The organism is Paenibacillus luteus (assembly GCF_006542765.1).
GTDB lineage: Bacteria > Bacillota > Bacilli > Paenibacillales > Paenibacillaceae > Pristimantibacillus > Pristimantibacillus luteus.
Map to the genome: position 1 here is coordinate 161,322 of NZ_SKCD01000077.1, position 26,317 is coordinate 187,638.

Sequence of the window (26,317 nt, forward strand, 5' to 3'; positions counted from 1 at the left end):
GTTCCCAGCGGTCTTCACAGACCGCTGGGAACAGCTCTTTTTTTCTGATGCCTATTTATTTAAATCCATCTTTGAAATAACGAAGCAAGAAGCCGTGGAATACTTTAGCCACCAACGGCAGCTTCTCATTCGAACGACGGATCAATCCAATCGTCCGAGTGACTTGCGGCTCAGTGACTCGCACTTTTGTCGGATGCAAAGGTCCCGTATAGTGAAGCGCCATCTCCGGCAGCAGACTAACCCCCATCCCCGCAGCAACCAATCCCCTGATTGTATCTGTCTCTTCCCCTTCAAAACCAATTTGAGGAGTGAATCCGGCGGTTTGGCAGGCTTCCCACACAATAGGCCTCAAAGAGTAGCCTTCGCTGAACAGCACAAAGGTCTCATGCTCAAGTTCCTTGAGCTCTATAGATTCTTTATCAGAGAGGCGGTGACCTGGCGGTAATATGGCATACAATTCTTCCGTCAGCAACACTTCTCCGCATACAAATTCATGCTCATCTGGAAACGGCGATATAAACGCCAAATCAATTTCACCTTTAATCATATCGCGTATGAGCGATGGGTACATTCCCTGCTTGAAACGAAACTTCACATTGGGGTGCAGCTTTCGAAACGCTGCTACAACCTGGGGAATCAAGGAAATGCCTAAGCTATGTGGGAAGCCGAGCCTAATCTCCCCCTTCTCCGGATCAAGAAACTCATGCATTTCAATAACTGCTCGCTCCAGATCAGCTAAAATAACTTCAGCGCGTTTAAGAAAAAGCTGGCCTACAGGCGTAAGCTGCAGATTTCTTCCTTTCTGAACGAATAGCTTAACGCCTAGCTCTTCCTCCAGCTGGTGAATTTGCCGACTTACCGCTGATTGTGCCACATGCAGCTCTTCCGCAGCTTGTGTGACATGCTCTTTTTTTGCTACTTTTACGAAGTAATAAAGCTGACGAAGTTCCATACCGGTTAGATTCTCTCCCGTAACTACATAGTTTTCATGAATATCATTATTTCTTTCTTCTCTTTATTCGGTCAAAGATATGATACAGCAAGAAGCCGGCCAAGGCGCCTCCTGCATGTGCCCAGAGATCAATTTGCGGCACGAGGAAAGAATAAACAACACCAAAGATCAAAATGATATATACCGTTTTACGCGAGCTCTCATCAAGCTGTGACTTACGGAACAAGGAAATGTACAGAAATGCCCCAAACACTCCGTAGATTGCCCCTGAGGCCCCAACACCTATATGTGTTTCAGGATCATTCTGGAGTACATTCACAAACGCGCTCATCGCATTGCCCGCTATACCGCAAAGCAAATAGAACATTGCATATCTGAAGCGTTTCAGCAAACGTTCCATAGGCGGTGCAAACACTAGCAAAGAAAACATATTATAAAGCAAATGCTCAAGCCCCGAATGCATAAACATGGACGTTATATAGCGCCAAGGCTCTTGCAGACCATATGGATCAAATGCCGGGTGAGCTGCGAAAGCACCGTACTGATAGGCATGGTAAGCACTATTCGGATCACCGCTTATCGCAACGATTATAAAATAAACAATGTTGAGCGCAATTAAGGCAGCCGTAACCGGATAAAGCTTTAGATAGGAACGAAAGCTCTCATACCTCAGAAAAATCATTGAATCCTCTCCTTTTCCCTCCAACAATTGGACAAGGCCGTTTCATAACGATTATAATTAGTTTGGTATTGACCAATCAATTTAGAGGAGGAAGTTTACTCATGACACAAGAACGCAATGGAGCTGCCACTTTCAAAGGCAATCCGATTACATTAGTTGGACCAGAATTGAAAGTAGGAGATCAAGCTCCTGATTTCAGCCTGAACAAAAATCTCGTAGAGAACGTTTCTCTTAAGGACTACTCCGGTAAAATCAAATTAATCAGCGTGGTGCCTTCCATCGACACAGGCGTTTGCGATGCGCAAACTCGTCGTTTCAATGAAGAAGCTGGCTCGCTTGGTGACAACGTTGTTGTCCTTACTGTAAGCGTTGACCTCCCATTCGCACAAGCACGCTGGTGCGGTGCAGCAGGTATCGATAAAGTGGTATTGCTCTCCGACTACAAAGCACACAGCTTCGGCGAAGCTTATGGCGTATACATCAAAGAACTTGGCCTTGATCAACGCTCAATCTTCGTCATCGATGCCGACGATAAGATCCAATACGTGGAATACCTGCCTGAAATGACAGAGCACCCGAACTATGAGCAAGCTATCCATGCTGTTAGAGCGCTTGTATAATCATCTTCTATAGTTCATTTCATTATTAAATATTGCAAACAAAGCGAGTGAAGGGAATCCTTCCTCGCTTTGTTTATGTATTAGCTGTTCACTTTAAATGCAGCAAGCTTCTTATCAAGTGTGCGGTACAAATCCAGAATAACTCTGTAATTAGAACCCAGATCTCCTAGCGAGCCACGGGACGCTGAATAAATATCGACAGCTGATTGCAGCGGATTTACGCTAATGACAGAAACGGTAATGTCCATCGTTCTTCCAAATGAAGTACGTTTCTCAAGTACAATCTCACCAACCGATTGGACTTCGTGCAGCAGCTTATAGCCTTGCATTTTCTTAAGAGTCGATACCACTTCTTCCCAAGCCTTATCTTTCGAGAGCTTGTAGAAATGAGATTTGAGCATTGGATCCTTAGCCCTGTCACCAGTCTGTTCATGACTGCGCAGCAGCCCGATCAAGGTCCGCTTCAACAACAACGATCTCCCCCTCCAGCATCTATGTACATTACTCTATATGATAACATGATTTGTCCCATGAAAAAAGAGCTATCACTGGATTTAACCAGCAAATGCTCTTCATTTAAAATGAAAACCCGCCTATGCCGTCCGACTCACATGTTTCTGAACCCGCTTACGCAGGTGGGTGACCGCAGAACCGCTTTTGAGATCCCCTTTCGGGGGCATGTCAGCTACGTCTCGATATTGGTCTCCCGTGAAACAGCCATTGGTTCAAAACAGCGTAAAGCCGTAACGAGCATCGCAGGAGGTATTGTTATTATAGACCTAACAGGAGAAAAAGTAAACGTCGCATGGATGTTATTTACTGGTGCTGTTCGAATCGTCTTTCACCAAATCGATTCGGTCCATCTCCGCAGCTTTCTCCGCCTCTTCTTCTTCCGCCAAACGTGCTTTCTCCGCTTGATCCTGAAGCTTCACATAAATCAGATGGAAGTTCCAGAATGCCAAATATGCGATGATGCTTCCCATAAAGAACGGTATAAGAAACGTAAATCTTGTACTGAAATACATAACTGCGCCGCTCATAATCGCGGTTGACAAGGAACGGAAAGGCTTGCCGATCGTAATAAGCACAGCGTTCTTCAGCAATTGAAACGTTTTCATATGGTAATGGACAAGCATGGAGAAAAAATTAAATAACGAAACAACAAGAAGAACTAGGAATGCAATAAAGATATAAGAAAGTAGATTTAATTGCTCACGATAGACGATAAAATCAACGATCATTATCGCCAGCAGAATCGTATAAATGATACCGCCGAGCATCGCTTGCTTGTAATTATCCTTATAACCTCGGAAAAAGGTTTTAAACAACGCTACGTCACTCTCGCCCATGACCCATTTGCGTGCAACCGCAAACATCGCTGCGGTAGCCGGAAACAATGTAAATGGAGCGACAACTGCCATAAAAATCAGCGCCGAATACACTTGGTTGACATCCTGCGACAAAACTAAACCCCACGCGAAGAAAACGAAAGGGATTGAACAGGCAAGCCATAAAACATTGATAACCGATAACCTCATAATCCATTCGGATATTCGGTAAAACCCACCCATTAGCCCTCTTGGTTCCATCGGATCTGCCTCCAGAAAAGTAAGATTACTCCCGCCAGACAAACAACAATAAAAAAACCGAGGTCGCCGGGATGCCCGTTAGGGATCACGGACTTCCTCGGTTTTTTTCAAAATGACTCAGCAAGCAATGAATTAGTTGTTCGCGTAACCGTCAGTTGAGCTTTTTGGACGACGGTTTTCAGGACGTCCTTCACTGCTGCGTTTGCCTTGGTAGCCACCAGTGCTGCCGCGTGACTCGTAACCGCCGCGCGAGCTGCCACCAGTGCTGCTGCCACTGCCGCTGTTGCTGCGTCTGTCATCGCGTCCGCGATAACCGCCGCCGCCGCCAGTGCTGCCAGTGCGGTTGCTACCGTAAGAAGAAGACGATCCGCTGCGGTTGAACGGACGACCGTTCGAGCGGATATCCGGCTTGCGTTTTTTGGCGCGAAGCGGATCTTCTGGTGTCAATTCGATTTCAACGTTTTTCTTCTCGCCAGTCAGCAATTTAATTGCTGCGGAAAGGAGGTGAACGGAATCGTATTGCTCAAGCAACTGAATGGAAATGGCTTTGTATTCTGAGAATTCATCGCTCTGAACGACTTCAAGAAGACGCTCAGCTGTTACACGCTGTTTGCCTTCAATCGCTTCTGCAATACTTGGAAGCGGCTTGCGGTTCATCTTCTGGCGAGTAACTTTCTCAATGAAATGAAGGTGATCCGTCTCACGCGGCGTAACGAATGACCATGCTGTACCTTCTTTACCTGCGCGGCCTGTACGGCCGATACGGTGAACATAGCTCTCCGGATCTTGCGGAAGGTCAAAGTTGATAACATGAGTAACGCCAGATACATCAAGGCCACGCGCAGCAACGTCAGTTGCTACTAGTACGTCGATGCTGCCGTCACGGAATTTACGCATTACGCTATCGCGTTGGTTCTGCGATAAGTCGCCATGCAAACCGTCAGCTGTGTAGCCACGTTTTTGGAGCGCTTCGCTCAGCTCATCAACCCGGCGTTTTGTACGGCCGAAGATGATTGCAAGCTCAGGGGATTCCATATCAAGCAAACGGCTAAGCGCTTCAAACTTCTGGCGCTCATGCACTTCAATGTAGGATTGCTCGATTAGTGGTGCTGTGATTTGCTTCGGAATAACCGAAACATGCTCCGGATTTTTCAGGAATTGCTGAGCAAGTCTCTGAATGTTTGCCGGCATCGTTGCAGAGAACAGCATCGTATGACGCTCTTCAGGCACTTGCTTCAAGATCGATTGGATGTCTTCCATGAAGCCCATATCGAGCATTTCATCCGCTTCATCCAAAATGACCGTTTGCACATCTTCAAGACGAATCGTCTTACGGTTAATATGGTCAAGCAAACGTCCAGGTGTACCGATAATGATTTGTGGCTTTTTCTTCAATGCACGGATTTGACGACCAATTTCTTGACCACCGTAAATCGGCAACGAGCGAAGGCCTTTGTATCGAGTCAACTTCCCGATCTCGTCTGCCACTTGAATAGCGAGTTCACGGGTTGGCGTCATTATTAATGCGACAATGCGTTCCTCGCTTGTCGGAATTTTGTTAATGAGCGGAATTCCGAATGCCGCTGTCTTTCCTGTACCCGTTTGTGCTTGGCCAATAAGATCTTGCCCTGCCATAGCAATAGGGATCGCTTTGTCTTGAATCGGGGTAGATTCCTCGAATCCAAGTTCGGTAATTGCTTGCAACACTTTCGGTTCCAAGCCAAATTCAGCAAATGTTTTCAAACTTTTCTCAAACTCCTTTTATCTGCAGCCTACTTAAGAATATCCAAATCATTATAGCACACATTCAATCGTGAATACCAGCGAACATAAGAAAGCCATACTAAGGAAGTGAAAAAAAGTAAAAAATCGCTTCGTCTGTATAGGAGGAATTGCAATGAATCCGCATTCGTTTCGTTACCTTTATACAGTGCCCATGATGACAGTAGGAGCCTTCCTTATCGCTGCTGGCTTCAATTTATTCCTCATCCCCCATCAACTGCTTAGCGGCGGAGTATCTGGTATTTCAATGATGATCGGTTATATTACCGGTGGCAATATTGCTTGGCTTTACTTTATTCTCAATGTGCCTCTGCTGCTGTGGGGCTGGTTTGCAATCGGCCGTCGTTTTATTATGTGGAGCATTTACGCGGTCATTGCCTCGACCTTGCTCCTTGAATTTATACCCATCATAAAAATTGCTGATGACATTGTGCTTGGCGCTGTCTTTGGCGGGATCATGGTTGGCTTTGGCAGCGGTTTGACGCTTCGCTACGGCGGCTCTTCGGGTGGCTTCGATATCATCGCATCCATCATCACGCGCAAACGCGACTTGCCTATCGGCATGATTATTTTTATTTTGAACGGTGCGGTCATCGCCCTTTTAGTTGCTTTTACAAAAAATTGGGATTCCGCCCTTTATTCGCTGCTGTCGATTTTTTCTGCTGGCAAAGTAGTAGATCTCATTCATGTGAGGCATATTAAATTAACAGCTTTCATCGTTACGACCAAAACAGATGAACTGCTTGCCAAGCTCCTCTCCCATCCTCGCGGCATTACGATCATAAAGACCCGCGGCGCCTATTCCTCGGCAGATCGCGATATGCTGATGACGGTAAGGACAAAATACGAATTGGCGGAGCTTAGCAAGATCGTTACGACCATCGACCCGCGTGCCTTCATTAATATTGTGGAAACGGTAGGCGTAATCGGCGACTTTACCAAGCCGAAGGACTAATCCATATACGCGAATATGGATTTTACGCAGTATCCCTATGTTTTTGAAAATGATCCTGATATAATGTTTGTATCCCGTAGCTTTGGTTTCTTGCCATATGATTTCCCCTAAACATTAGATATGAAAGGGTGAGGCTCAGGTGGATATGGAAACGGTCAAATTGTCTCAAATTGTAGAGAAGCTTGCCCCAGAGCTTAGTCCTTTTCTTACCGCACGTGAATTGGACATCAGCATCGTGCTGCGTGACGGCCTCGCTTTACTAGAGCCCGCGGACGCCATGGAAATTGTGCAGCACAGCATTTGCAATCAGCAGAGAGAAGCTTTGTTACAATGACAATGCGGGACACACGGATTATTTACGCGCCAGTCGAGACCAACTCGGCTGGCTTTTTGTTTATTTTGCAGTTGTACATACTCTTCTCCGTCTCTATTTTCGAATGGATTATGACAAAGAAAATAAAGCTAAGAACCACAAATATGACATATACTTTCTTAATATTTCAAAAAAGTTAATGACCCAGCATCCCAACTGCTTTATAATTTGAACAGAATAGCTAACGGGGAGAGAGCAAAGTGGACATCGTCATTTCAACCTTATTGCTGCTGTACAGCTTGCTCACTGGTAGCGGTGAAGATAATGCCGCGGCCAGACAGCTTGCTATTGCTTATGTGAATTCTGCAGCCGGCCAAACACTTATACAGCCAGATTCATCCATAGCGGGAGGCATCAAACCTGGCAATCCTAACTCATCAATCGTAAAAAAAGATCCGCAGCCGGATACCCCGCCTATCAAAGGTATCTATGTAACAGCACACAGCGCTGGCGGCGCGCGCATGGAATCGCTGCTCAAACTGGTTGATGATACAGAGCTCAACAGCATGGTCATCGACATTAAAGATGACAACGGGTTTATTACATATCCTACGACGACGCCCGAGCTTCAGGAGGTTGGCGCCTCCAAAAAGTATATTCGGGATATTAATGCACTCATGGTTACGTTAAAGAAACATAACATTTACCCTATCGCAAGAATCGTCGTGTTCAAGGATACCGCGCTCGCCCGCAAGCAGCCGGAACTATCGTTCCTCCATCAGGACGGAACGATCTGGAAGAACGGCCGTGGTGAAAGCTTCGTCAATCCTTACCGCAAGGAAGTTTGGGATTATAACATCGCTGTTGCGAAAGAAGCAGCCAAGCTTGGCTTCAAAGAAATCCAGTTCGACTATGTCCGTTTTCCGGAGGGCTTCGACAACAAAGCCGCCACGCTGACCTATAGCAAAACCGATCAAAGCCGAGTTGACACGGTGGCTGGTTTCGTCAAATATGCCCGTGAGCAGCTCGAACCGCTTGGCGTGCGTGTTTCGGTAGATATTTTCGGCTATGCGGCATCCGTGCCTACAGCTGAAGGGATTGGTCAAGATTTTGTCAAAATTTCAAACGATGTACATGTTATCTCACCTATGGTCTACCCTAGCCATTACAGTACCGGCTGGTTCAAACAGAAAGATCCTGATTTAAGTCCATATGAGACAATCAAAGGCGCCATGCTGGATACCCATAAAAAATTGGACCCCATTGTCGAGCTTAAACCGATCATTCGGCCTTGGATTCAGGATTTCACAGCAAGCTGGTTAGGTACCGGCCATTATATGAAATATGGAAAAGCCGAGGTTGAGGCTCAAATCAAGGCGCTGCAGGATACTGGGATCAAAGAATATTTACTCTGGAATGCCGGCAATAAATATTCACCCGATGTGGACTATAAGTAAGTCTAACGCAAAAACCACCCTCGCTGAGAAGCAAGAGTGGTTTTTTTGAAATATAAGAATTTATAAGTGTGTTAACTTATAAAGGGCTTATATTTCACCGTCAAAGCTACTTCAGCGTCTAAAGGAAGCCGAAGGCGTTTTTGCTTGTGTAAATCCTATTATTGGGATAGACGAAGAGCGAGCTCGTACATGCCCATGTCAAAAGGCTTCTTCGTATTAACGACTTTATCGATATCCGTTGTAACAAGTTCGCCCCGCACGACGCCACAGGCTTTGCCCGAATCGCCAGCCATAAGCTGTCTAACCGCAAAGTCGCCTAGACGGCTTGCCAAGATGCGATCGATTGCTGTCGGTGTTCCGCCACGCTGAATGTGGCCAAGCACCGTTACGCGCGGCTCGATACCACTGTTCGCTGTAATTTGCTGAGCTACCTCTTCGCCTTTGCCAGCACCCTCTGCTACGACGATGATACTATGACGCTTGCCTTTGGCAAAATTCGTCTTCATGCGCTCCGCTACTTCAGACAGCTCAAATGGTACTTCCGGCACAAGAATTGTCTCTGCGCCACTGGCAAGACCTGCATGAAGAGCGATATCCCCGCAATGGCGACCCATAACTTCCACGATCGATGAACGCTCATGCGAGGACATCGTGTCGCGAATTTTGTTAATTGCATCTACTACAATACTTACTGCCGTGTCAAAACCGATCGTAATATCAGTGAACGGGATGTCGTTGTCAATTGTGCCTGGAAGCCCCATTGTTTTAATGCCAAGCTTGCTCAGCTTGTTCGCGCCTTGGTAAGAGCCGTCGCCGCCAATAACGACCAATCCGTCAATTCCTCTTGAGCGAAGCACTTCAGCACCTCGCTGCTGACCTTCTGCCGTAACGAACTCCTTGCATCTAGCTGTTTGCAAAATCGTTCCGCCACGCTGAATAATATCACCTACGCTCCGCAAATCCATTTGACGCAAATCATCGTTGATCAGACCTTGATATCCACGCTGTACACCGTATACATCCAGCCCATAATAAAGCGCGCTTCTTACAACAGCCCTTACGGCTGCGTTCATTCCTTGCGAATCTCCTCCGCTTGTCAATACTGCGATTGATTTGACTGCAGACATGTTTCATTCCTCCACATTTTTTATTTATAGTTAAGCTTGCTGTTTCCGAATCCAGATGCTGTTAATAAGGAAAAACAGACGCGTAAGCGGGCTGTTCTTCATTAGCCTCCTTGAGACATCTCTAACATCCGCCTGGTGGCGGACCTTCGGGTCTGATAAATATAAGGCTAGAAGCCCTTCTATTATCAAACGATGAAAACGGGAAGCAGGAAGCTGCAACACATCCTCACGCGCCCGGTTCACGATAGTGGCGAGGCGCTCAACAAGCAGACTTTCATTATCATAATAATTGCAAAAGTTAAGATCTCCGCCAGCTTGGTCCTCCGCTTGATCAATGAGATAATCAAGCAAAATATGAAGCCCGCACACATGCGGAAAATAAATCTTTTTGATTGCGGCCCCATCTTCTTCAGAAAGACCTTCCTCGCTTGCTGCCAAAAACAGCATAAACATCCCAAGCGTGGAGCCGGCTGCTGCTGCAAATTCATTCCATTGCAAACTCGGATAATCCTTGCGGTACAAAGCCCACCAATTGAGCAGATAATCTTCGCGCAGATCCTTGCGAATATGCTTGTACACCTGCAAATCACCATAGAGGCCAACTAATCCGCTAACATGCTCCTGTACGCTCAAATAGGAAGGTAACAATGCAACCTGTCGTTGGCAGATCCGAACGAGATGATGCAAATATCCACCATCGTCCCTCTCCGCTCGCAATGCATAATAATCCTGAAGCTGCGCTTCGGGATTGACCGCATCGAGCATCGATTGATGCAATAATCGAAAATCATCCGGATCTAGTGATGTGCTCCGATCGCACAGGTTGTCCAAATAGTCGCTAATCGTCTGCAAGGCCACAATAAGGGGAATCAGAATATGTCTCTGCTCCAAATGGGCTGCAGCATAGACGCTTCCTCCTTGGCAATGAAACCTTTTGGTATCCATGCTATCCAGCGCCTGTATTCTCAGCTCGGCATCGGGTATTTGCTGCGCCATCAGACGCAGTTCCTTGAGCTCTAAGTCCACAGCAGGCAGCACATATTTGTACACACGGTGCATTAGCTTCAGTGGCCCTTTGGGCACGCGGTGGCCTGTCAAAGTCGTCAATCTCAACATGCACCCCTCCTAACCAAACCAATTCATGAATGCCGACGCGATTCCAACTGTTGATCAATGCGATACCAAATATGGAGATCGTTGATCCTACTGGCATAATCGGCTATTTCATAGTTTAGTATACAGGATTGCTCAAAGCTGTCTTCTTCAAACAGCTGAGCTTGCTTTACATGAATATCCCGCTCAAACTCCATGACGCGGTCAGGAATTGTTCCACGGATCAGCTCCCATTGCTCAATAATGGCAAGCTGGTCAACTGCCTTATACTGCTCCCATTCCATTTCCAGCACGGGAATACGGATCCGAAGCCGTTCATTCCAGTCAAAACGATAAGCTCCCATTGTAAACCTCCACATCTAAATGTACCATTTCGACAGACAATAATCCAGCTTCAAATCGGATTGGTCCGAATGCCTATCCATGCTATACTGATATGCATATTGTTTACAACAGAGATGGAGTGAGCTTGCAGCAATGGATACACTTGGCCTCGCCGAGGCAGAGAGATCGGCAAACGCGCGGAAGGAAACGACAGCGCTTCGAATATACAGCTTCTCGGCTTACTCTACCGCCGCGATGGTCGTTTCCTTCATACCGCTATACTTTTTAGATAGAGGATTTTCAGAGCAGCAAATCGGCATCATCTATTCGACTGGACCTTTCATCTCTATTTTTGCAAATATCATAATGGGAATGGCCAGCGACAAGTACAGAACGATTAAGAAACTGCTTATGATCTTATTGTTCGGACAGCTAGTCATGATTTCGCTGCTATTTCCAATCGAAAACTTTGCCCTTGTTTGCCTTGTGATGATGGGCTTTTATTTTTTCCAGACACCTATTAACCCGCTAAGCGACAGCCTGCTGCTATTATCTAGCCAGTACACGGGAACCCCTTATGCGCTGGTCCGAATATTTGGCTCCCTTGGATTTGCAGTGACCGCTTATACTTTCGGACTCATTCTGAAGGAGATCGGCTCTACTTGGACGCTTCCGCTAGCACTGTGTACCATCGCTATTACGCTGATGCTGACGACGCGGATCAGGGATTATCAAGGGAACGCCCGCAAAATAGACTTTTCCGGCTTCTTCAAGCTGCTGCGGCAAAGGGATGTACTGCTGTTTTTCCTGATCATTCTGACGATTTCCATCCCCCACCGGATGTACGAGGGCTTTCTTGCCGTAACGATGCGCCACATGGGCGCAAGTGATTCCCTCGTTGGCCTCGCTTGGCTCGTATCGGCATTAAGCGAGATCCCGATTTTGTTCCTGCTCGGCAAGTATGGCCACAAGTTCAAGGAGCTCCCGCTGCTGATGATTGCATCCATCATGTACGCAGTTAGACTGTGGCTTCTCAGCGATATTCAAGATCCGCGCTGGGTAATTGCCACACAGGCGATGCACAGCATTTCGTTTGGCATCTACTTTTCTACCGCCCTACGATACCTCTCCAGGCTCATACCGGATGAGTACCGTGCTTCTGGGCAAGCGGTGTATGCCGTCATCTGGACCGGACTTGCAGGCGTAATCAGCGGAATGTTCGGCGGCTATGTTTATGAGCATTTCGGTCGCGAGGCTTTCTTCAAAATGGGGGCAGGATTTGCGATCGTCGCAGCCGCAGCCTTTCTCGCACGTTACTATTTCAGCCGGACAGAGCGATAAGCATTCAAAAATAAGGCTGCTGCGCAGCGTGTTCAGTACACGCGCGCAGCAGCCTTATTTGTCGATAAATGAATCATTCGCTTATTCGACGATTTCAAAGTTCGAATAAACGTCCTGCACATCATCGTTATCTTCAAAAGCATCCATCATCTTGAGCAGCTTGTCCGCATTCTCTCCATCAACCTTGACGATATTTTGCGGCAGCCAGCGAACGCCTGCATTTACGAAGGAATAACCTTCCTTCTCAAGCGCGTTTTTCACTTGCTCAAATTCATGAGGGTGAGTCAATATCTCAAAGCTATCGTCATTGACTACGACATCCTCAGCCCCAGCCTCAAGTGAGACCATCATCATCGTATCCTCATCCGCTTCATGCACTTCACGGTCAACGACCAGCAGGCCTTTGTGATCGAACATATAGCCAACGCAGCCGCTCTCGCCCATGTTTCCGCCGCGTTTATTGAACGCGGAACGTACGTCAGCAGCCGTACGGTTACGGTTGTCCGTTAAACATTTGACCATGATGGCTACGCCGCCTGGGCCATAGCCTTCGTACATAATGTCATCGTATTCAACGCCGTCGCCAGCGCCTGCTGCCTTCTTGATCGCACGTTCAATATTATCATTTGGCATTTGTTCTGCTCTAGCATTGGCAATCGCCGTCTTCAGACCAAAGTTTGCATCCGGATTAGGTCCACCCCTACGGGCTTGAACGTAAATCTCTCGTCCTAGCTTAACGAACTTGTTATTTTTAGCCTGATCGGCCTTCCCTTTACGGTCTTTGAACAATTTAAATTTCATTATGCTCGCTCCCCTGACAAAGTTTCCAAGCAACAGTTTATCATTGCAAGCGGGACTTGGTCAATGAAAGTAAGCTTAATTGACATATGGGAAGTGGTAAAAAAGAAATAAGAAAAAGCCCCCTGTTACCAGGGAGCCCTCGCCATTGCATCGCAAAATGTTTCTATAGTTTAGTGACGTTGGCCGCTTGCGCACCGCGGTTACCCTCAGTAATGTCGAATTCGACCGCTTGCCCCTCATCCAAAGATTTGAAACCTTCGCTTTGAATCGCTGAGAAATGTACAAATACGTCTTCTCCGCCCTCTGTTTGGATAAAGCCATAGCCTTTCTCTGCGTTAAACCATTTAACTGTTCCTTTCAATTGAACAACCTCCTAGATATGACCGCCGCTTTGCACGGCGAGTAAAGTTATTATAGCGATCCAAAAAAGAAAAAGCAATTAAAGTAAAATTCTCAAAAATTGGCTAGAAGAAGGAATGAATGGAAGGTGCGAAGCGAGCAATTCTACTCTACCTCCATTAGAGGTAATCGTCTCCATCAACGTCTCCAGCTCAGCGTACGGCTCCCAGTTTAAAGAAATAAGTGGATAAATCCGAATTTGTCCCCCAGGCTTACAAATACGCATGAGCTCCAGTATCGCCTTTTCATGGAAATCAGGACCAAATTGACTGGCATATAAGAACATAAAATGGCTGCAAAGCACTAATGAAAAGGTATCATCCGGAAAAGGCAGCTCTGGAAGCTTGCCATCTATATAGCGATCATGAAATTTATTATCCATCACATGTGAAGCAAAAAGCTCAAGCGACGCTTCTCTTCCCGACTTATGATTTTCAATCGAGCCATAATAGCTCCAGTCGAAATGATCTTGCAGCTTTACAAGCTTGGCAGTCGAGGTCTCTATTTCCTCTGAAGCTTCTCTAATCCATTCCTGAATCCCAGCACCATAGCGGGGATCAACCGCAAAAGCCGAATATCCTTTCGCGTTGGCCTCGGCAGTAAAGGACGAGCCTCCAGCCGCCACATCGAGCAGCAAACCTTGCTCTAAATCCGATAGCTGTAAATCAAACATGCTTACATACTCCTCAAAGCTTCTGCATGTCATGGCAACACCAATTTGCTCATAGCTCTGCTTACTCATACTTACACTCTCCTCATCTCGTCTCATCTCATCAAAACTCGTCTCGTCTTTGCCCGCTTCTTGCGCTGGCGTATTGATTACAGCCTCCATAATGGCTATGATGATAAGAATACCATAATTAACTACTCAAAGGGTGAAAAATTGCATGTTTAAAAAACACGAAATTTACAAGACCGACAAATACAATATGCTGACGGTTGAAGTGCAAGGCAAAACGCTGATTGTACGGGAAATTTCCGATCAATGGGGAGAAGACACGCACACGTTTATCAGCCGTCCAGAAATGCTCCACTGGGCACAGAATCGTTACCGTGCTTCCGACTTTGTTGGCCGTGAAGAGGAACTGGAAGCGATTATGCGAGCGTTGAAAGAAGTTTAATCCGGCAGATCCTTTCTTGCAGAAGGAAATTTTGCCCATTATGGCGAACATATCGTAACCGGGCACCGCATAGGTACCTTTATAGCGCTGCCGGTTCGGTTTGTTTATGGTCAGGAGGTTTTACCACCAGATGGATGCTACTGCTTCAGTTATATTTATTATTGCTGCCTTCTCGCTTGGAGCCATTTTGATTATGAAACGTGATTCCTTGCCGCCTGGCTTGCGCCGCGGTCTTGCTTTGGTATCGATCGCATTTATTGCTTTTGCGTTTTTTCTTATCGTTTACGCCTTTTTCACTATGGGCACGGCATAAACGAGCAGACGATTGCATATTCATCGCCACTCTCGGACATAGTACTCACAAAATGTGTCCCGAGGTGATGACTGGATGAAATGGCTCTCCCTGCTGCTCGCTTTAAGCCTTGTACCGGGTGCTGCAGTCTCCAAAGATAACGCAGCGCATTCCGGACATTCCATACCAACCTTATCCATACCAAGGAGGAATTCGATGAGTCACGTAATGAAACGTTCAGAATCCGCACCTGAGACCCGCTGGAAGCTTGAGGATTTATTTGAAAGCCAAGCCGCTTGGGATAAGGAATTTGCAGAGGCGAAGGCGCTAATTAAGAAGGTTCCCGAATATCAAGGCAAGCTAGATAACGTTGAACAGCTCAAAGCCTGCTTCGAGCTTGAGGATGAGCTCTCCTTGCATGTGGAGCGCCTATATGTTTATGCCAATATGAAGCATCACGAGGACACCGCAGAGGCCGCTTACCAATCTCTATCGGATAAATCCAAAAAAATTAGTGTCGAATCAGGCGAAGCTCTTTCCTTCATCACACCTGAGGTTCTCAGCCTCTCCGATGAGAAGCTTGATGCGTTTATCTCGGATAAATCCGTCGCAAAATATCGCCATACACTCGAAGAGATGCGCCGCCAGAAGGCTCATATTCTATCGAAGAATGAAGAAGCGCTGCTTGCCCAGGTCGGCAACATTAGCTCCGCTCCCGGCACCGTATTCGGCATGCTGAATAACGCAGATCTTAAGTTTCCTAAGGTAAAAAATGAAGATGGCGAAGAAGTTGAACTGACCCATGGCAGCTACATACAGTTTCTTGAAAGCAGCGACCAGAATGTTCGCCGCGAAGCGTTTAAAGCGGTGTACGATACCTACGGCAAGCTGAAAAACACGCTTGCAACTACGCTGACCTCAAACGTAACGAAAAATATCTTTTATTCCAAAGCACGTAAATACGATTCCGTACTCAATATGTCTCTCTACGGGGATAACATTCCGAAGGAAGTTTATACGAACCTCATCGATACCATTCACAAGCATTTGCCGCTGATGCATCGTTATATGGATCTTCGTAAAAAACTTCTGGGCCTTGACGAGCTTCATATGTACGATTTGTTCGCGCCGCTCGTAGACGAGTTCAAACTTAACATCACGTATGAAGAAGCGAAGAAAACAGTAAGCGAAAGCCTGAAGCCGCTTGGCGATGACTATTTGAAAGTACTGCAGGATGGCTTCGACAATGGCTGGATCGACGTGTATGAGAATGAAGGCAAACGCAGCGGCGCATACAGCTGGGGCGCTTTCGGAACACATCCTTACGTGCTGCTCAACCACAACGACAACCTGAACAGCATGTTCACGCTAACCCATGAAATGGGCCATGCGCTGCATTCTCATTATTCGGATACCAATCAAAACTACCGCGACGCGCAGTATACGATTTTCCTTGCAGAAGTAGCTTCTACGTTAAACGAAGCGCTGCTCATGGACTATCTATTGGGCAAATCAACCCATGCAAAAGAAAAAATGTACCTGCTGACGTATTATGCCGACCAGTTCCGGACTACCGTCTTCCGCCAAACGATGTTTGCCGAATTCGAGAAAATCATTCATGAGCGCTCGGAACAAGGCGAATCGCTCACGCCGCAGGATCTAAGCAAAATCTACTATGACCTCAACGTTCAATATTACGGGCCAGGCATGGTCATTGATAAGGACATTGAAATGGAATGGGCACGCATCCCGCATTTCTACAACAGCTTCTACGTATACAAATACGCAACAGGCTTCTCTGCCGCTACCAGCTTCTCCAAGCAAATTTTGGATGAAGGCCAGCCTGCCGTTGACCGATACCTTAGTTTCTTGAAGAGCGGCGGCAGTGACTTCTCGATTAATATTTTGAAGAAGGCTGGCGTCGACATGTCTTCTCCGGAGCCGATTGAGCAAGCGATGAGCGTATTCGAGAAACTCATTGGCCAAATGGAACAGTTGACGAAATAAAAAAACACTAGCACCAACTGAATGGCCGCCAAGCAAACTTGGCGGTTTTTTTTGTAACTATAAGAAGGTATAAGTTTGTTAGCTTATAAAGGGCTTATATTCCCACCTTCAAAGCTACTTCAGCATCTAAAGGAAGCCGAAGGCGTTTCTTCTTATTTGAGCAACTTTTTCCTTGCAAAGCGCGTCATGGGATAAGCTGGTAATCTTTCGGGGGTGGAACCATGAGAGCAAAGAAAATAAAAAGAGCCATCTTAGCTTTACTAGGGTTTATATTGATTTTTGGAGTATTGGAGTACAAAGGCATCATCTGGCACAATAGTGTATTTGCAATGAGCTATAAAGTGAGGGGGCTCGACGTATCCCATTATCAAGGCAATATCGACTGGAAAACAATCGGGGCGACGGAAAAATACCAATTTGCCTATATGAAAGCAACAGAAGGACATGATTATACCGATGACACGTTTCAGAAAAACTGGGAGCTTGCTAAAGCAAACGGACTGTTGGTCGGCGCCTATCACTTTTTCTCTGCCAGAAGCTCAGGTGCCGAGCAAGCAGGCCATTTTATAAAGGTTGTGCCTAATGAGGAAGCCAGCCTCCCGCCTGTGCTTGATATCGAGATCGCACTTACGCATAATGTTTCAACGATTCAGAATGAAATACGGGCGATGGGAGCAAAGCTTGAAGAGGTTTATATGAAAAAGCCGATATTATATGTCACCTATGATACTTTCAACACGTACATCGGCAGCGATTTTGAAGAATACGAGATTTGGATTCGCGACATCGTCATGCATCCGGCTTTAAAGAATAAGCGGGATTGGCTATTTTGGCAATATTGCAATCGGGGACGAATCGAAGGCATTGATACCTATGTTGACATTAATGTATTTAATGGAAATCAGGCTGCCTTCGACGCAAAATTCAAATCATAAGCCAGCGAACCGTTAACCGTCCGCTCCAGTAATGACCGTCGTATCCTCCACAAAGGCTTGGTGCTTTCTTCCCCAACCGCACATGCTGTCCAATACGGCGGTCAGCGTTTTTCCATGCTCTGAAATGCTATATTCCACCCGTGGCGGTACTTCCTGAAAAACCTCTCGGGTAATTAGCTGATCCTCCTCGAGTTCGCGCAGCTGCTTCGCGAGCGTTCCTTGGGAGACATCCGGTATGAGACGCCTAAGCTCACCAAAGCGTTTGGTTCCATCTATGAGCAATATAAATAGAATGAGCGGCTTCCATTTTCCACCGATCATTTCTAAAGTAGTCAGCACACCTTTCAATCTAGGCTCCTTCAAACCCCTCTCCATCTAAACACCTCCTCCTGCTAATCATACCTAACAACTTGTCCTTTTGCACGTTATCCCAGGCAGAGCGCTTCACGACAAATAGTACGAAATTTGTGACCTAGTACGATTGAAATGCGTACTTGGCAGCTTTATTCTTATAGCGAATAATGGAGTACGAGATCAATTAGATCCATTCAAGTGAAGAGAAGCCGAACCGCTAAGATCGTTCTAAAGAGATGGAGGAGAATGCACCTCATGGCAAATTTATCATTGCGTTACCAACGGATTGTCATTATTGGAGGGAGCTCTGGCATAGGCCTTGCTACCGCCAAACAAGCCTTAGACCAAGGCGCACATGTGATTATAGCCGGACGCTCCGAAGAGCGTTTGAACCAAGCGAAGCAATATTTAGCATCAGAAGAATTGACAGCCTATGTGCTCGATAATCGGGATGAACAGCAGTTGAAGTCATTTTTCGAAAAGATAGGTTCCTTTGACCATTTGTTCACACCGGGTGCCTCCTATGTTAGAGGCCCTCTATCGTCTGATGCCGAGACCGCTCATAGCTGCTTTAACGCCAAGTTTTGGCCGCAATACAATGCTTCGAAATATGCAGCTCCGTTTATCCGCGCTAGCGGCTCCATCGTACTGATGTCGGGAGCCTTCGGCCAACGCCCCCTCTCGGGAGGCGCCTCTTATGCCGCATGCAACGGGGCTATCGAAAGCCTCGGCAAGGCGCTCGCCGTGGAGCTCGCGCCGGTTCGGGTCAATGTTATTTCACCGGGCACCATCCGAACCGCCTTTAATTGGGAAGGCGCTGCGCAGGAAGTAAGGGACCAGTCCTATGACGAGTATGCCAAAATAAATCTGCTCGGCAAAATCGGCCACGCCGATGAAGCTGCCCATACGACGATCTACCTGATGACAAATGGCTATACGACCGGCAGCACGCTATTCCCTGATGGCGGTTATATTTTGCGATAAATAAATGCTAAAAAGCACGGCTGCGAGCAGCCGTGCTTTGTTTTTGTTTAGGAAAATGCCCATGTACATCCAACTTAACGTTACCCAAACGTGTGGGGTGCTTTTTCCAGCACCAGCTAGCTGCCTTCAGCACCTCGCTCTTAACGAGCAAATAATAGGTATTAATTTAAAACTAAATAATCAATTAGCATCTACGTAGACGGCATATCCTGCGGGGGAGACGGATGACTTTTTTTCTGCTCCATATAATACAATCCCCAATCCTGCAGCTGCAGCAATACGGGTAAAATACTGTTCCCAAGCTCCGATAAATAATATTCTACTTTGGGAGGCACCTCATGGTACACCTTGCGGACAATAATGCCATCTTCCTCAAGTTCCCGGAGCTGCAGGGTGAGCATCCGCTGGGTTACCTCGGGAAATATTCTTCGAAGCTCATTGAACCGCTTCGGCCCATGATAGGCAAGCTGATATAAAATCACGATTTTCCACTTGCCGCCAATCAGCTTCACCGCAACCTCAACAGGGCATGTTGTTGGTGGTTTTTCCATTTAACTTATTCTCCATTTCGGTATAAAAAATGATACTACATATAAAAAATGTGCGTACTTACGCTATAAAATTCTATCTACTATTATGGTTATAGCATAACGAAACACCCTTTAACAGCTTTCCCGAAAATAAAATACAGAGAGGAAGTTCATCATGTCAGAAGCAAAAAAGAAGGTTTTGGTATACGGAGCAGCAGGAGTTCAAGGAGGCGCCGTAGCGCAAAAGTTAATCAAGGATGGATATGAAGTTTACGCCATCGCACGTTCAAAAGATAAAGAAAGCCAGCTTCGCTCTGCGGGTATTCATCCCGTGATCGGAGAGCTTGGCCAATTGGACAGCCTTGTTCAGGCTCACGCTAACATCGATATTGTTTATTTGCAGCTGCCGGTTGATTTTCATTTATCTCAGGTTCGAAGCTATATCAAGCATGCCGTCGAGGCTGCTATTACCGCCAAGGCCCAACTCCTCGTGGTAAATACGAACGTCTATGTTCCCGAGCACGAAACGGATGCTACAGCTATAGAAATCAAAAGAGAGCTTAAGGACGCTGTTCGCCATAGTGGCTTGCCGTATATCTTCTTGCAGCCCACGCTGTATTTGGAAAACCTTTGCCTGCCAGGAATCTTGCAAGGAAATGTACTGGCGTATCCCGTCCCAGCGCAGCAGCCTCTCTCATGGGTGAGTATAGACGATGCCGCAGCGTACGCTCTGTATGCTATACAGCATCCCGAACTGGCTGGTCAAACCCTACAAATCCACGGTTCCGAAGCATTAAGCGGCAATCAGCTGGCAGAACTATTCAGCAAGGCGCTCGCCCGTCCAGTGAGCTTCCACTCCCTTGCCATCGATAATTTTAAAGCGGCGCTCACGCCTCTGCTCGGAGCAGAGACAAGCGCGGGTCTCGCAGGGCTATATAGCTGGATTCAAAACAATAGCGAGAGCATGCCTCTCCCAGACGGTTCAGCCTCATCCCTCTTACCAGATCTTGGTGGCACATCAACAGAAGCATGGATTCAACAAGCGATAAGCCAAGGGATTTTTAAATAAACAAAAAGCTTGCACGACCTTCGCTTGTATTCAAACAAGCGTCAGTTCCGCACGAGATTCCATGTCGGAGACTGACGCTTTTGTTGTACACGTTGAGCTTCGTAAACCGATCTAATGGCATACAGGCGAATAATGCTCCCCTATTAATCCAGGCGGTAACTGACAAATGCAAGTCTAGTAGAATCAGGTGACCAAGAATTCACATTTATGGTGCCCTGCCCGCCAAACAGCTCGGCAAGCGTGCGGTATTCTCCGCCATGGATCGGCATGATCCGAATCTCTACGTTTTTGTTCGCCGGATGGTCATTTGGCGCAACGTCATCCTTGCGATAGGTTAGATAAGCAACCGCTTCCCCATCCGGCGACACATGCGGGAACCAGCTATTGCTCTCATCGAAGCTCATTTGCGTCTGCTCGGTGCCATCCACATTCATCCGCCACAGCTGCATTAGACCCGATCTTGTCGAGTTGAACCAAATATGGCGGCCATCTGGTGAATATTCAGGACCATCATCAAGTCCAGCTGTATCCGTTAGTTGACTTTCTACTCCCCCTGCCGTTGGAATCGTATAAATGTCGTACTGTCCCTTCCGCTCCGCGCAATAGCTAAGCGTCTGCCCATCAGGCGACCAGCCATGAAGATAACTCGGCGCAAGCGCCGTAATCAACGTCGGATGGCCGCCTTCAAAAGGAAATATATAAATGCGTGATTGGCCATCCTCCTTCGAATGGTGACTAACCGCAATTTGATTGCTATCTGGCGATAAGACATGGTCATTATTACAGCGATTCGCATAGCCGGAATCAATAGCTTCACTTGTTCCGGTCACAAGATCAAAGGAGTATAAAAGTCCGTCGCTGTTGTAGATTAGGGATTTGCCATCCTGAGTCCAGTTTGGTGCTTCAATTAATTGTTCAAATTCAGCAAGCACCTTGCGTTCGCCCGTCTTTACGTCAAGACTTTCGAGAAAGCTTGTTACCTTTCGCTCATTGGTCTGAGTGGCGTTTTGAATCGTCTGCATCGGCTACCATCCTTTTGGATTACTTTTGAAACCATTTGGCTAATAATCATGTTCATGTTCAAAAATCATTTCGTCGCAATCAGAACCTGTTGATTCTTCCCATCCCATCGTACACTTGCGCCCATAGCTTGCGCAACAAAACGCAGCGGAATGAGCGTTTCCGGTTTATCGCTTGCACGGGAGCCGGCAGTTTTACGGGTGTTCCGTTTATGGTTGCGTCTAGCTTGCATAGCTCCATCTTGATCACATTTGATCCATAAGAGACGGTCACGATTTGATTCGAATAATCGACCTGTCCACCTGGTGATTCAAATCACTCCGTTTGTTCGTAGCAAAATCATAGCACTCTCTATGATCCAACGCATAATTCTCCTAAATATATATAAGACCATCCAGCAGATGCTGTATACGGTTAATCTGTTACTCTTCAGTTAACACATAAAATTCATTTTATATCCGTTACTCTCTCTTTAACGACAGTTCAAGGATATCCCAATCGGCATGCGAGGCGTCAAACAGCTTTAGCAATGACACCTGGACGGAAAACCCACTCTCATCGCTTGTCAAACTCAGGTGAATGCCAATATCATCTTTCCCCCTTTGAATGCTCAGACCGATGGCTTCGCTTGCGGCAGCACATGGCATCATGACGTAGGCCGAAGTTATCGTCCTATGTTCGAAGGACTGTAGGATCGCCTCGTTGGTCTCGCGCGTTAATCCAAAATCATCAGCATGAATAATGAGCAGCCGCTCGTTTGCTGAATAACCTAGTTTCTCTGTCATAAAACTTCCTCTTTTAAATGGTTTCATCACCCATTGGACGGCAAATAGGGACACAAACACATGATGTGTTTGCGTCCCTATTTGCTGAAAGATAAAGTATATACCATTCAGGACTCTGAACCAGCCTACTAGTCGATACAAAAGTGATCAGAATTAGGATTCTGATCCAGTATGCTAATTGATGCAATAGTGGTAAAGTTTGAAAGTCTCAACCAACCTGCTAATTGATGCATATACGAAAAACACTGGAGCTCTAAGCTAGCCTGTACTTTTGCAGGCTAGCTTACCCTTTTTATTACATTTACTCACCTATGCTGTACATCGTACATGATAGACCTCTCTCTTGGTTCGATTGAAGCTGAAACGGTCGATTTAAATGCGTAGGTACAACATAGCAGGGGCCGCAATGGAAAAACAGGCGAAGTTATTGCAAGCGTGCAGGATAGCTTAATTAATAAAAGAAGCGCCTCGTGGGCCACACATACGCTATCACTGATTAAAACTTTATGTGAGCATAGGCGAAAGCCAGATACTCTTAGTCGCGTTTACAACCGACAATCGCATGGGCGGGATTGCTTCGGAGAACTTGACGAGCTGCCCCTGCCAGGACCAAAAGGTATCATCTTGGCTCAAGCAACTTCACAGAGCTAGCCTTCTTCCTGGTAATGCAATGATCTCTCGCTATTCAAAGCAGCACATAGCCAATGCCCCAGGCGAGCGCGCCTGCAAACAGCGACGACAGGAGGTTCACCCTGTCGTTGTTCAGCCAGGCGAAGCCGCGCATACGCTCCGCCGCGCTCCCGCAATGCGCGGCGCGCTCGGTCTCGCTGCCGCATACCCGGCAGCGAAACATGGCCTGGCCCGTTGCGCCGAGCAGCGAGTCGGCGAAGGCACCGGCCAGGCCGGCGGCGGCCGCGGCGGCGATGTACGCCGCCGCCAAGGCTCCGCCGCCTGGCGTACCCGCAGCAGCCTCTGCAGGCTGCGGGGCCGCCAGCAGCAGCGCGGCAACGGCGCCGATGAACACGGCGCCTGCGAGCGCTGCTGCGCTGCCGAGCGGCGTGACACCGCCGCTCGTGCCAGGGGCTACCGGCTTGCCGCTCGTTACCGATCGCGGCGCCGTCTTGCTGAGGGCCCCGATCTCGGTGGCCCAGGTATCGGCGTTAACCGCAGCCATCACGCCGATATACGCAAACAGCCAGCCTTGATCCGGCCACAGCGCATTCGCGGCGCACAGGAGCAAGCCTGCGCCGCCGTTAGCCCACACCTGTCCGGCATCGCGCCGGCCGGTTTTCTCATATTTCGCTTCCGCCGTTGCCTTGGCCCGGTGCTTCCGTTTCCACTTCGACCAAAAGCTCGAAGATACGAAAAAAGCGATCAGCAAGCAAAACCATACCGGCTCGCCCAGCACCGCAAAACCCGTGCCCATAACCACAGCCGACCACGCGCCTGAAAGTGCGAGCGAACGCGAGCGATAGGCTGCCGCAGCAATAAGGCCGCTGCCGATTAAACCGGCAAGCAGCCTTAACCACCATTCATCCACAATACCAACCATGCCAATCGCGACCTCCCGTTTAGCGGTAAACTACTCAAGTAGCTAGTTACCCCTTACCTATGGCTAACCGTCTGCTGCCGTACCTCATGCCAACGATCAGGATAATTTGTACAAATCAAGATCGCAGGATCAAGCTCAGCAACCTTGCGGATCGCACGCTTCTCATTAATGGTCCACGCCATGATCTGAATGCCTGCTTCTTTCAGCAGCGCTACGCGCTCCTTATTCAGCTTCGTATACGCAATGGACAGAAAATCCGAACTAAGCTCCTTAAGCTCCTTCGGGAGCGTATTCCGCCAGCCGTCAATGATTAAGCCCGTGCGAATAATGCCGGAAAGCTTCCTCATTCGGTATAAGGTCCCTTCATGAAAGCAAGTAATAACAACTTCTTTCTCCGCCTTATACAACTGAATGCATTCCAGTACCTTCTGCTCAATCAGAGGGTAGCGAATGCCGTTGGTCTTCAGCTCAATATTGAGCTTGCAATGACCAACTGTCTCCTTCAACACCTGGTCAAGCGTCGGCACTGGCTCTCCCTGATACTTCTGCGAAAACCAGTTGCCCGCATCGAGTGACGTGAGCTCAGCAGCGGTCAGGTTCTTCACTTCGCCCTTCCCGTTTGTCGTCCTACGCAGCGTAGGATCATGGATAACAACCGGTACATGGTCCTTCGATAGGTGAACGTCAATCTCGATCCATTCCACGTCTGGATCCTGAATGGCCATCCGGATCGCAGCCATCGTATTTTCCGGCGCGCGGCTAGACCAGCCTCTATGCGCTACGCACGGATTTCTCATCAAGCGATCATCCTTTCAAGAACGGTATCCGTTATTCAGCAACGAGTCGGCCATCTTCTTTCAACTTTACGCCAAAGGATATCGATGACAGACGATCCAGCAGCGTTTGGGCCGCTTCGCCTTCAAGCGGAGTCGGCTGTGCTGCGACTGTAAACATCGGATGGAAGGTCATCTCACAGTCCCCGCTCTTCGTGCATAAAGCGTCAAGCACCCCGGTCTCGCCAGCGGTTTCCTTCGGATATGAACTAAAAATAAAGTTTCCTAAACTGTATGCAATCCATTTGCCTTTATACATTTCAAACCCTTGCAGCACATGCGGATGGCTCCCGATTACAAGATCGGCCCCTGCATCGATATATTGCTTGCCGAAGTCCGTCTGGTACGCTTCCGGCTGGTCGACACGTTCCTTGCCCCAATGAACCATGACAACGACAAGGTCCGCCTGCTCCTTCGCTTTGGCAATTGCGTCCGTCGCCCGTTTGATATCGTAGCTCTCTGCGAGGCCCGGCGTATTCTTGTCTGCTTTCCACGAGCTAAAGGGCACGACCCTGCTCAGGCCGACGTAAGCAATTTTAATGCCGCGAACCTCTTTAATCACCGGCGCAAAAGCTTCCGCCGCATCATTGCCTGCGCCCATATGCTCGATACCCGCTTCGTCCAAATACTTCATGGTGTCCAGCATGCCTTCCACGCCTTGGTCCAGCGCATGGTTGTTCGCAAGGCTCATAATATCGAAGCCCGCATTGCGCATAGATGGAAGCACATCGGGCGAGCCTTTAAATACGTATGGTGTTCCCGTCACAGGAGTTCCCCTGTTCGTCACCGGAAATTCTAAATTTCCTGCTGTCAAATCCGGCTCGCTGAGATAGAGCAGCGCCTGCTTATACAAATAATCATAGCCCTCACGTTCGGTAACCGCAGCCACATAGTCTGCAACTAGCAAATCCCCGACGAAGGACAAGCTGACTCTGTCCTCTGCACCTGATTCCGCTCCCGGATCAGCCGCGCCCCCCTCTTCCTCCTCCGGAAGAGGGGCCGCTCCGCCGTTATTGCCGCTTTCTGGCTCTTCCGCTGAAGAATTGGCTCCATTCGCTGCTTCGTCGTCGCCGACTATTCCTTCGTTTCCGGATTTACCAGCCTGCTCTTTCGTGCCTCCACCTGAGAAGCTCAACCAATCTTTAATTTGATCCGCTTTCGAGACAGCAAACCATCCGCCTAACAATATAATGATAATACCAAACAACGTAAAATTAACAATCATCCGTCTTTTGAGCCTTTTTTTGCGGTTAAGCTTGTCCTGCGCATGCGTTTCAGAACGGGATACTTGCATCGAAAATGGCTCCTTTGCATTAGGCTTAAAGTCCAGCAAGCGCTAGACTCTACCATTATAGCAATGATCCACCTTGGATGGGAGAA

30 protein-coding genes and 1 other RNA gene are annotated in these 26,317 nt (G+C 47.6%); 11 read left to right on the forward strand and 20 right to left on the reverse strand.

Annotated features, from left to right (window positions below):
* Nucleotides 1-55: 55 nt before the first annotated feature.
* Nucleotides 56-952 (reverse strand): glutamate biosynthesis transcriptional regulator GltC, encoded by an 897-nt coding sequence (gene gltC / locus E0496_RS32760; protein ID WP_141506127.1) that lies wholly within the window; start codon nt 950-952, stop codon nt 56-58.
* 46 nt (nt 953-998) lie between these two features.
* Nucleotides 999-1,634 (reverse strand): rhomboid family intramembrane serine protease, encoded by a 636-nt coding sequence (locus E0496_RS32765; protein WP_141506128.1) that lies wholly within the window; start codon nt 1,632-1,634, stop codon nt 999-1,001.
* Between the two features lie 101 nt (nt 1,635-1,735).
* Here E0496_RS32765 and tpx point away from each other — a divergent pair, with 101 nt between their 5' ends.
* Entirely contained in the window at nt 1,736-2,254 is a 519-nt protein-coding gene (gene tpx / locus E0496_RS32770; RefSeq protein ID WP_141506129.1) for a thiol peroxidase, read from the forward strand.
* An 80-nt stretch (nt 2,255-2,334) separates the two neighbouring features.
* Here tpx and E0496_RS32775 read toward each other — a convergent pair whose 3' ends face one another.
* The 4 genes from E0496_RS32775 to cshA form a co-directional block, all read right to left on the reverse strand.
* A complete protein-coding gene (locus tag E0496_RS32775) occupies nt 2,335-2,724 on the reverse strand; it encodes a DUF1499 domain-containing protein (protein ID WP_139994241.1) in 390 nt (129 codons plus the stop codon).
* 112 nt (nt 2,725-2,836) lie between these two features.
* Nucleotides 2,837-3,019, reverse strand: a non-coding RNA gene (gene ssrS / locus E0496_RS32780) — 6S RNA.
* A gap of 47 nt (nt 3,020-3,066) precedes the next feature.
* Nucleotides 3,067-3,843, reverse strand: coding sequence for a YesL family protein (locus E0496_RS32785; RefSeq protein WP_141506130.1), 777 nt, complete (start codon nt 3,841-3,843; stop codon nt 3,067-3,069).
* Between the two features lie 132 nt (nt 3,844-3,975).
* Nucleotides 3,976-5,586 (reverse strand): degradosome RNA helicase CshA, encoded by a 1,611-nt coding sequence (gene cshA, locus E0496_RS32790; RefSeq protein ID WP_141506131.1) that lies wholly within the window; start codon nt 5,584-5,586, stop codon nt 3,976-3,978.
* Nucleotides 5,587-5,740: 154 nt separating this feature from the next.
* On the opposite strand from cshA, the gene E0496_RS32795 reads away from it, so the two are divergent.
* The 3 genes from E0496_RS32795 to E0496_RS32805 all read left to right on the forward strand — a co-directional run bounded on the left by E0496_RS32795 (nt 5,741) and on the right by E0496_RS32805 (nt 8,350).
* On the forward strand, nt 5,741-6,580 hold the full coding sequence (locus E0496_RS32795; protein ID WP_141506132.1) for a YitT family protein: 840 nt from the start codon (nt 5,741-5,743) through the stop codon (nt 6,578-6,580).
* 145 nt (nt 6,581-6,725) lie between these two features.
* Nucleotides 6,726-6,914, forward strand: coding sequence for a hypothetical protein (locus tag E0496_RS32800; protein ID WP_082198241.1), 189 nt, complete (start codon nt 6,726-6,728; stop codon nt 6,912-6,914).
* Nucleotides 6,915-7,153: 239 nt separating this feature from the next.
* A complete protein-coding gene (locus E0496_RS32805) occupies nt 7,154-8,350 on the forward strand; it encodes a putative glycoside hydrolase (RefSeq protein ID WP_141506133.1) in 1,197 nt (398 codons plus the stop codon).
* Nucleotides 8,351-8,508: 158 nt separating this feature from the next.
* On the opposite strand, the gene pfkA is transcribed toward E0496_RS32805, so the two are convergent.
* From pfkA to E0496_RS32820, 3 genes are read right to left on the reverse strand one after another with little or no spacing between them, the layout of a single operon-like run.
* Nucleotides 8,509-9,477: a 6-phosphofructokinase gene (gene pfkA, locus E0496_RS32810; protein WP_139994231.1), complete on the reverse strand. Its 969-nt coding sequence runs from the start codon at nt 9,475-9,477 to the stop codon at nt 8,509-8,511.
* A 30-nt stretch (nt 9,478-9,507) separates the two neighbouring features.
* Nucleotides 9,508-10,593: a tetraprenyl-beta-curcumene synthase family protein gene (locus E0496_RS32815; protein WP_141506134.1), complete on the reverse strand. Its 1,086-nt coding sequence runs from the start codon at nt 10,591-10,593 to the stop codon at nt 9,508-9,510.
* A gap of 23 nt (nt 10,594-10,616) precedes the next feature.
* The gene (locus E0496_RS32820) at nt 10,617-10,934 is read right to left on the reverse strand and encodes a hypothetical protein (RefSeq protein WP_139994227.1); all 318 of its coding nucleotides are present in this window, start codon (nt 10,932-10,934) and stop codon (nt 10,617-10,619) included.
* Nucleotides 10,935-11,067: 133 nt separating this feature from the next.
* Between E0496_RS32820 and E0496_RS32825 the strand changes: the two genes are divergently transcribed.
* The gene (locus E0496_RS32825) at nt 11,068-12,255 is read left to right on the forward strand and encodes an MFS transporter (RefSeq protein ID WP_141506135.1); all 1,188 of its coding nucleotides are present in this window, start codon (nt 11,068-11,070) and stop codon (nt 12,253-12,255) included.
* A gap of 81 nt (nt 12,256-12,336) precedes the next feature.
* Here E0496_RS32825 and E0496_RS32830 read toward each other — a convergent pair whose 3' ends face one another.
* The 3 genes from E0496_RS32830 to E0496_RS32840 form a co-directional block, all read right to left on the reverse strand.
* Nucleotides 12,337-13,056, reverse strand: coding sequence for a YebC/PmpR family DNA-binding transcriptional regulator (locus tag E0496_RS32830; protein ID WP_175598152.1), 720 nt, complete (start codon nt 13,054-13,056; stop codon nt 12,337-12,339).
* Nucleotides 13,057-13,219: 163 nt separating this feature from the next.
* A complete protein-coding gene (locus E0496_RS32835; protein WP_114381455.1) occupies nt 13,220-13,417 on the reverse strand; it encodes a cold shock domain-containing protein in 198 nt (65 codons plus the stop codon).
* 78 nt (nt 13,418-13,495) lie between these two features.
* Nucleotides 13,496-14,197 carry a class I SAM-dependent methyltransferase gene (locus E0496_RS32840; RefSeq protein ID WP_141506136.1) on the reverse strand — a complete coding sequence of 234 codons (702 nt, stop codon included), beginning with the start codon at nt 14,195-14,197 and terminating at the stop codon, nt 13,496-13,498.
* Nucleotides 14,198-14,342: 145 nt separating this feature from the next.
* Here E0496_RS32840 and E0496_RS32845 point away from each other — a divergent pair, with 145 nt between their 5' ends.
* From E0496_RS32845 to E0496_RS32860, 4 genes are all read left to right on the forward strand, one after another.
* Nucleotides 14,343-14,576 carry a hypothetical protein gene (locus tag E0496_RS32845; RefSeq protein ID WP_139994221.1) on the forward strand — a complete coding sequence of 78 codons (234 nt, stop codon included), beginning with the start codon at nt 14,343-14,345 and terminating at the stop codon, nt 14,574-14,576.
* A 130-nt stretch (nt 14,577-14,706) separates the two neighbouring features.
* Nucleotides 14,707-14,889, forward strand: a complete 183-nt coding sequence (locus tag E0496_RS32850) for a hypothetical protein (protein ID WP_141506137.1) — start codon at nt 14,707-14,709, stop codon at nt 14,887-14,889.
* A 195-nt stretch (nt 14,890-15,084) separates the two neighbouring features.
* On the forward strand, nt 15,085-16,875 hold the full coding sequence (gene pepF, locus E0496_RS32855) for an oligoendopeptidase F (RefSeq protein WP_141506138.1): 1,791 nt from the start codon (nt 15,085-15,087) through the stop codon (nt 16,873-16,875).
* A gap of 221 nt (nt 16,876-17,096) precedes the next feature.
* Complete coding sequence (locus E0496_RS32860) at nt 17,097-17,810, forward strand: GH25 family lysozyme (RefSeq protein ID WP_141506139.1); 714 nt, start codon at nt 17,097-17,099, stop codon at nt 17,808-17,810.
* A gap of 12 nt (nt 17,811-17,822) precedes the next feature.
* Here E0496_RS32860 and E0496_RS32865 read toward each other — a convergent pair whose 3' ends face one another.
* On the reverse strand, nt 17,823-18,185 hold the full coding sequence (locus E0496_RS32865; RefSeq protein ID WP_141506140.1) for a winged helix-turn-helix transcriptional regulator: 363 nt from the start codon (nt 18,183-18,185) through the stop codon (nt 17,823-17,825).
* 234 nt (nt 18,186-18,419) lie between these two features.
* On the opposite strand from E0496_RS32865, the gene E0496_RS32870 reads away from it, so the two are divergent.
* The gene (locus E0496_RS32870; protein ID WP_141506141.1) at nt 18,420-19,148 is read left to right on the forward strand and encodes an SDR family oxidoreductase; all 729 of its coding nucleotides are present in this window, start codon (nt 18,420-18,422) and stop codon (nt 19,146-19,148) included.
* A gap of 191 nt (nt 19,149-19,339) precedes the next feature.
* On the opposite strand, the gene E0496_RS32875 is transcribed toward E0496_RS32870, so the two are convergent.
* On the reverse strand, nt 19,340-19,699 hold the full coding sequence (locus E0496_RS32875) for a winged helix-turn-helix transcriptional regulator (protein WP_141506142.1): 360 nt from the start codon (nt 19,697-19,699) through the stop codon (nt 19,340-19,342).
* 154 nt (nt 19,700-19,853) lie between these two features.
* On the opposite strand from E0496_RS32875, the gene E0496_RS32880 reads away from it, so the two are divergent.
* The gene (locus tag E0496_RS32880) at nt 19,854-20,747 is read left to right on the forward strand and encodes an SDR family oxidoreductase (RefSeq protein ID WP_141506143.1); all 894 of its coding nucleotides are present in this window, start codon (nt 19,854-19,856) and stop codon (nt 20,745-20,747) included.
* 143 nt (nt 20,748-20,890) lie between these two features.
* On the opposite strand, the gene E0496_RS32885 is transcribed toward E0496_RS32880, so the two are convergent.
* The 6 genes from E0496_RS32885 to E0496_RS32910 form a co-directional block, all read right to left on the reverse strand.
* The gene (locus E0496_RS32885) at nt 20,891-21,769 is read right to left on the reverse strand and encodes a TolB family protein (RefSeq protein WP_141506144.1); all 879 of its coding nucleotides are present in this window, start codon (nt 21,767-21,769) and stop codon (nt 20,891-20,893) included.
* A 65-nt stretch (nt 21,770-21,834) separates the two neighbouring features.
* Nucleotides 21,835-21,999, reverse strand: a complete 165-nt coding sequence (locus tag E0496_RS32890) for a stalk domain-containing protein (RefSeq protein ID WP_141506145.1) — start codon at nt 21,997-21,999, stop codon at nt 21,835-21,837.
* A 229-nt stretch (nt 22,000-22,228) separates the two neighbouring features.
* On the reverse strand, nt 22,229-22,552 hold the full coding sequence (locus tag E0496_RS32895; RefSeq protein WP_161601660.1) for a ChbG/HpnK family deacetylase: 324 nt from the start codon (nt 22,550-22,552) through the stop codon (nt 22,229-22,231).
* Nucleotides 22,553-23,237: 685 nt separating this feature from the next.
* Complete coding sequence (locus E0496_RS32900; protein ID WP_141506147.1) at nt 23,238-24,104, reverse strand: DUF92 domain-containing protein; 867 nt, start codon at nt 24,102-24,104, stop codon at nt 23,238-23,240.
* 53 nt (nt 24,105-24,157) lie between these two features.
* Nucleotides 24,158-24,901, reverse strand: a complete 744-nt coding sequence (locus E0496_RS32905; protein WP_141506148.1) for a glycerophosphodiester phosphodiesterase — start codon at nt 24,899-24,901, stop codon at nt 24,158-24,160.
* Nucleotides 24,902-24,932: 31 nt separating this feature from the next.
* Nucleotides 24,933-26,231 (reverse strand): CapA family protein, encoded by a 1,299-nt coding sequence (locus tag E0496_RS32910; RefSeq protein WP_141506149.1) that lies wholly within the window; start codon nt 26,229-26,231, stop codon nt 24,933-24,935.
* Nucleotides 26,232-26,317: the final 86 nt, after the last annotated feature.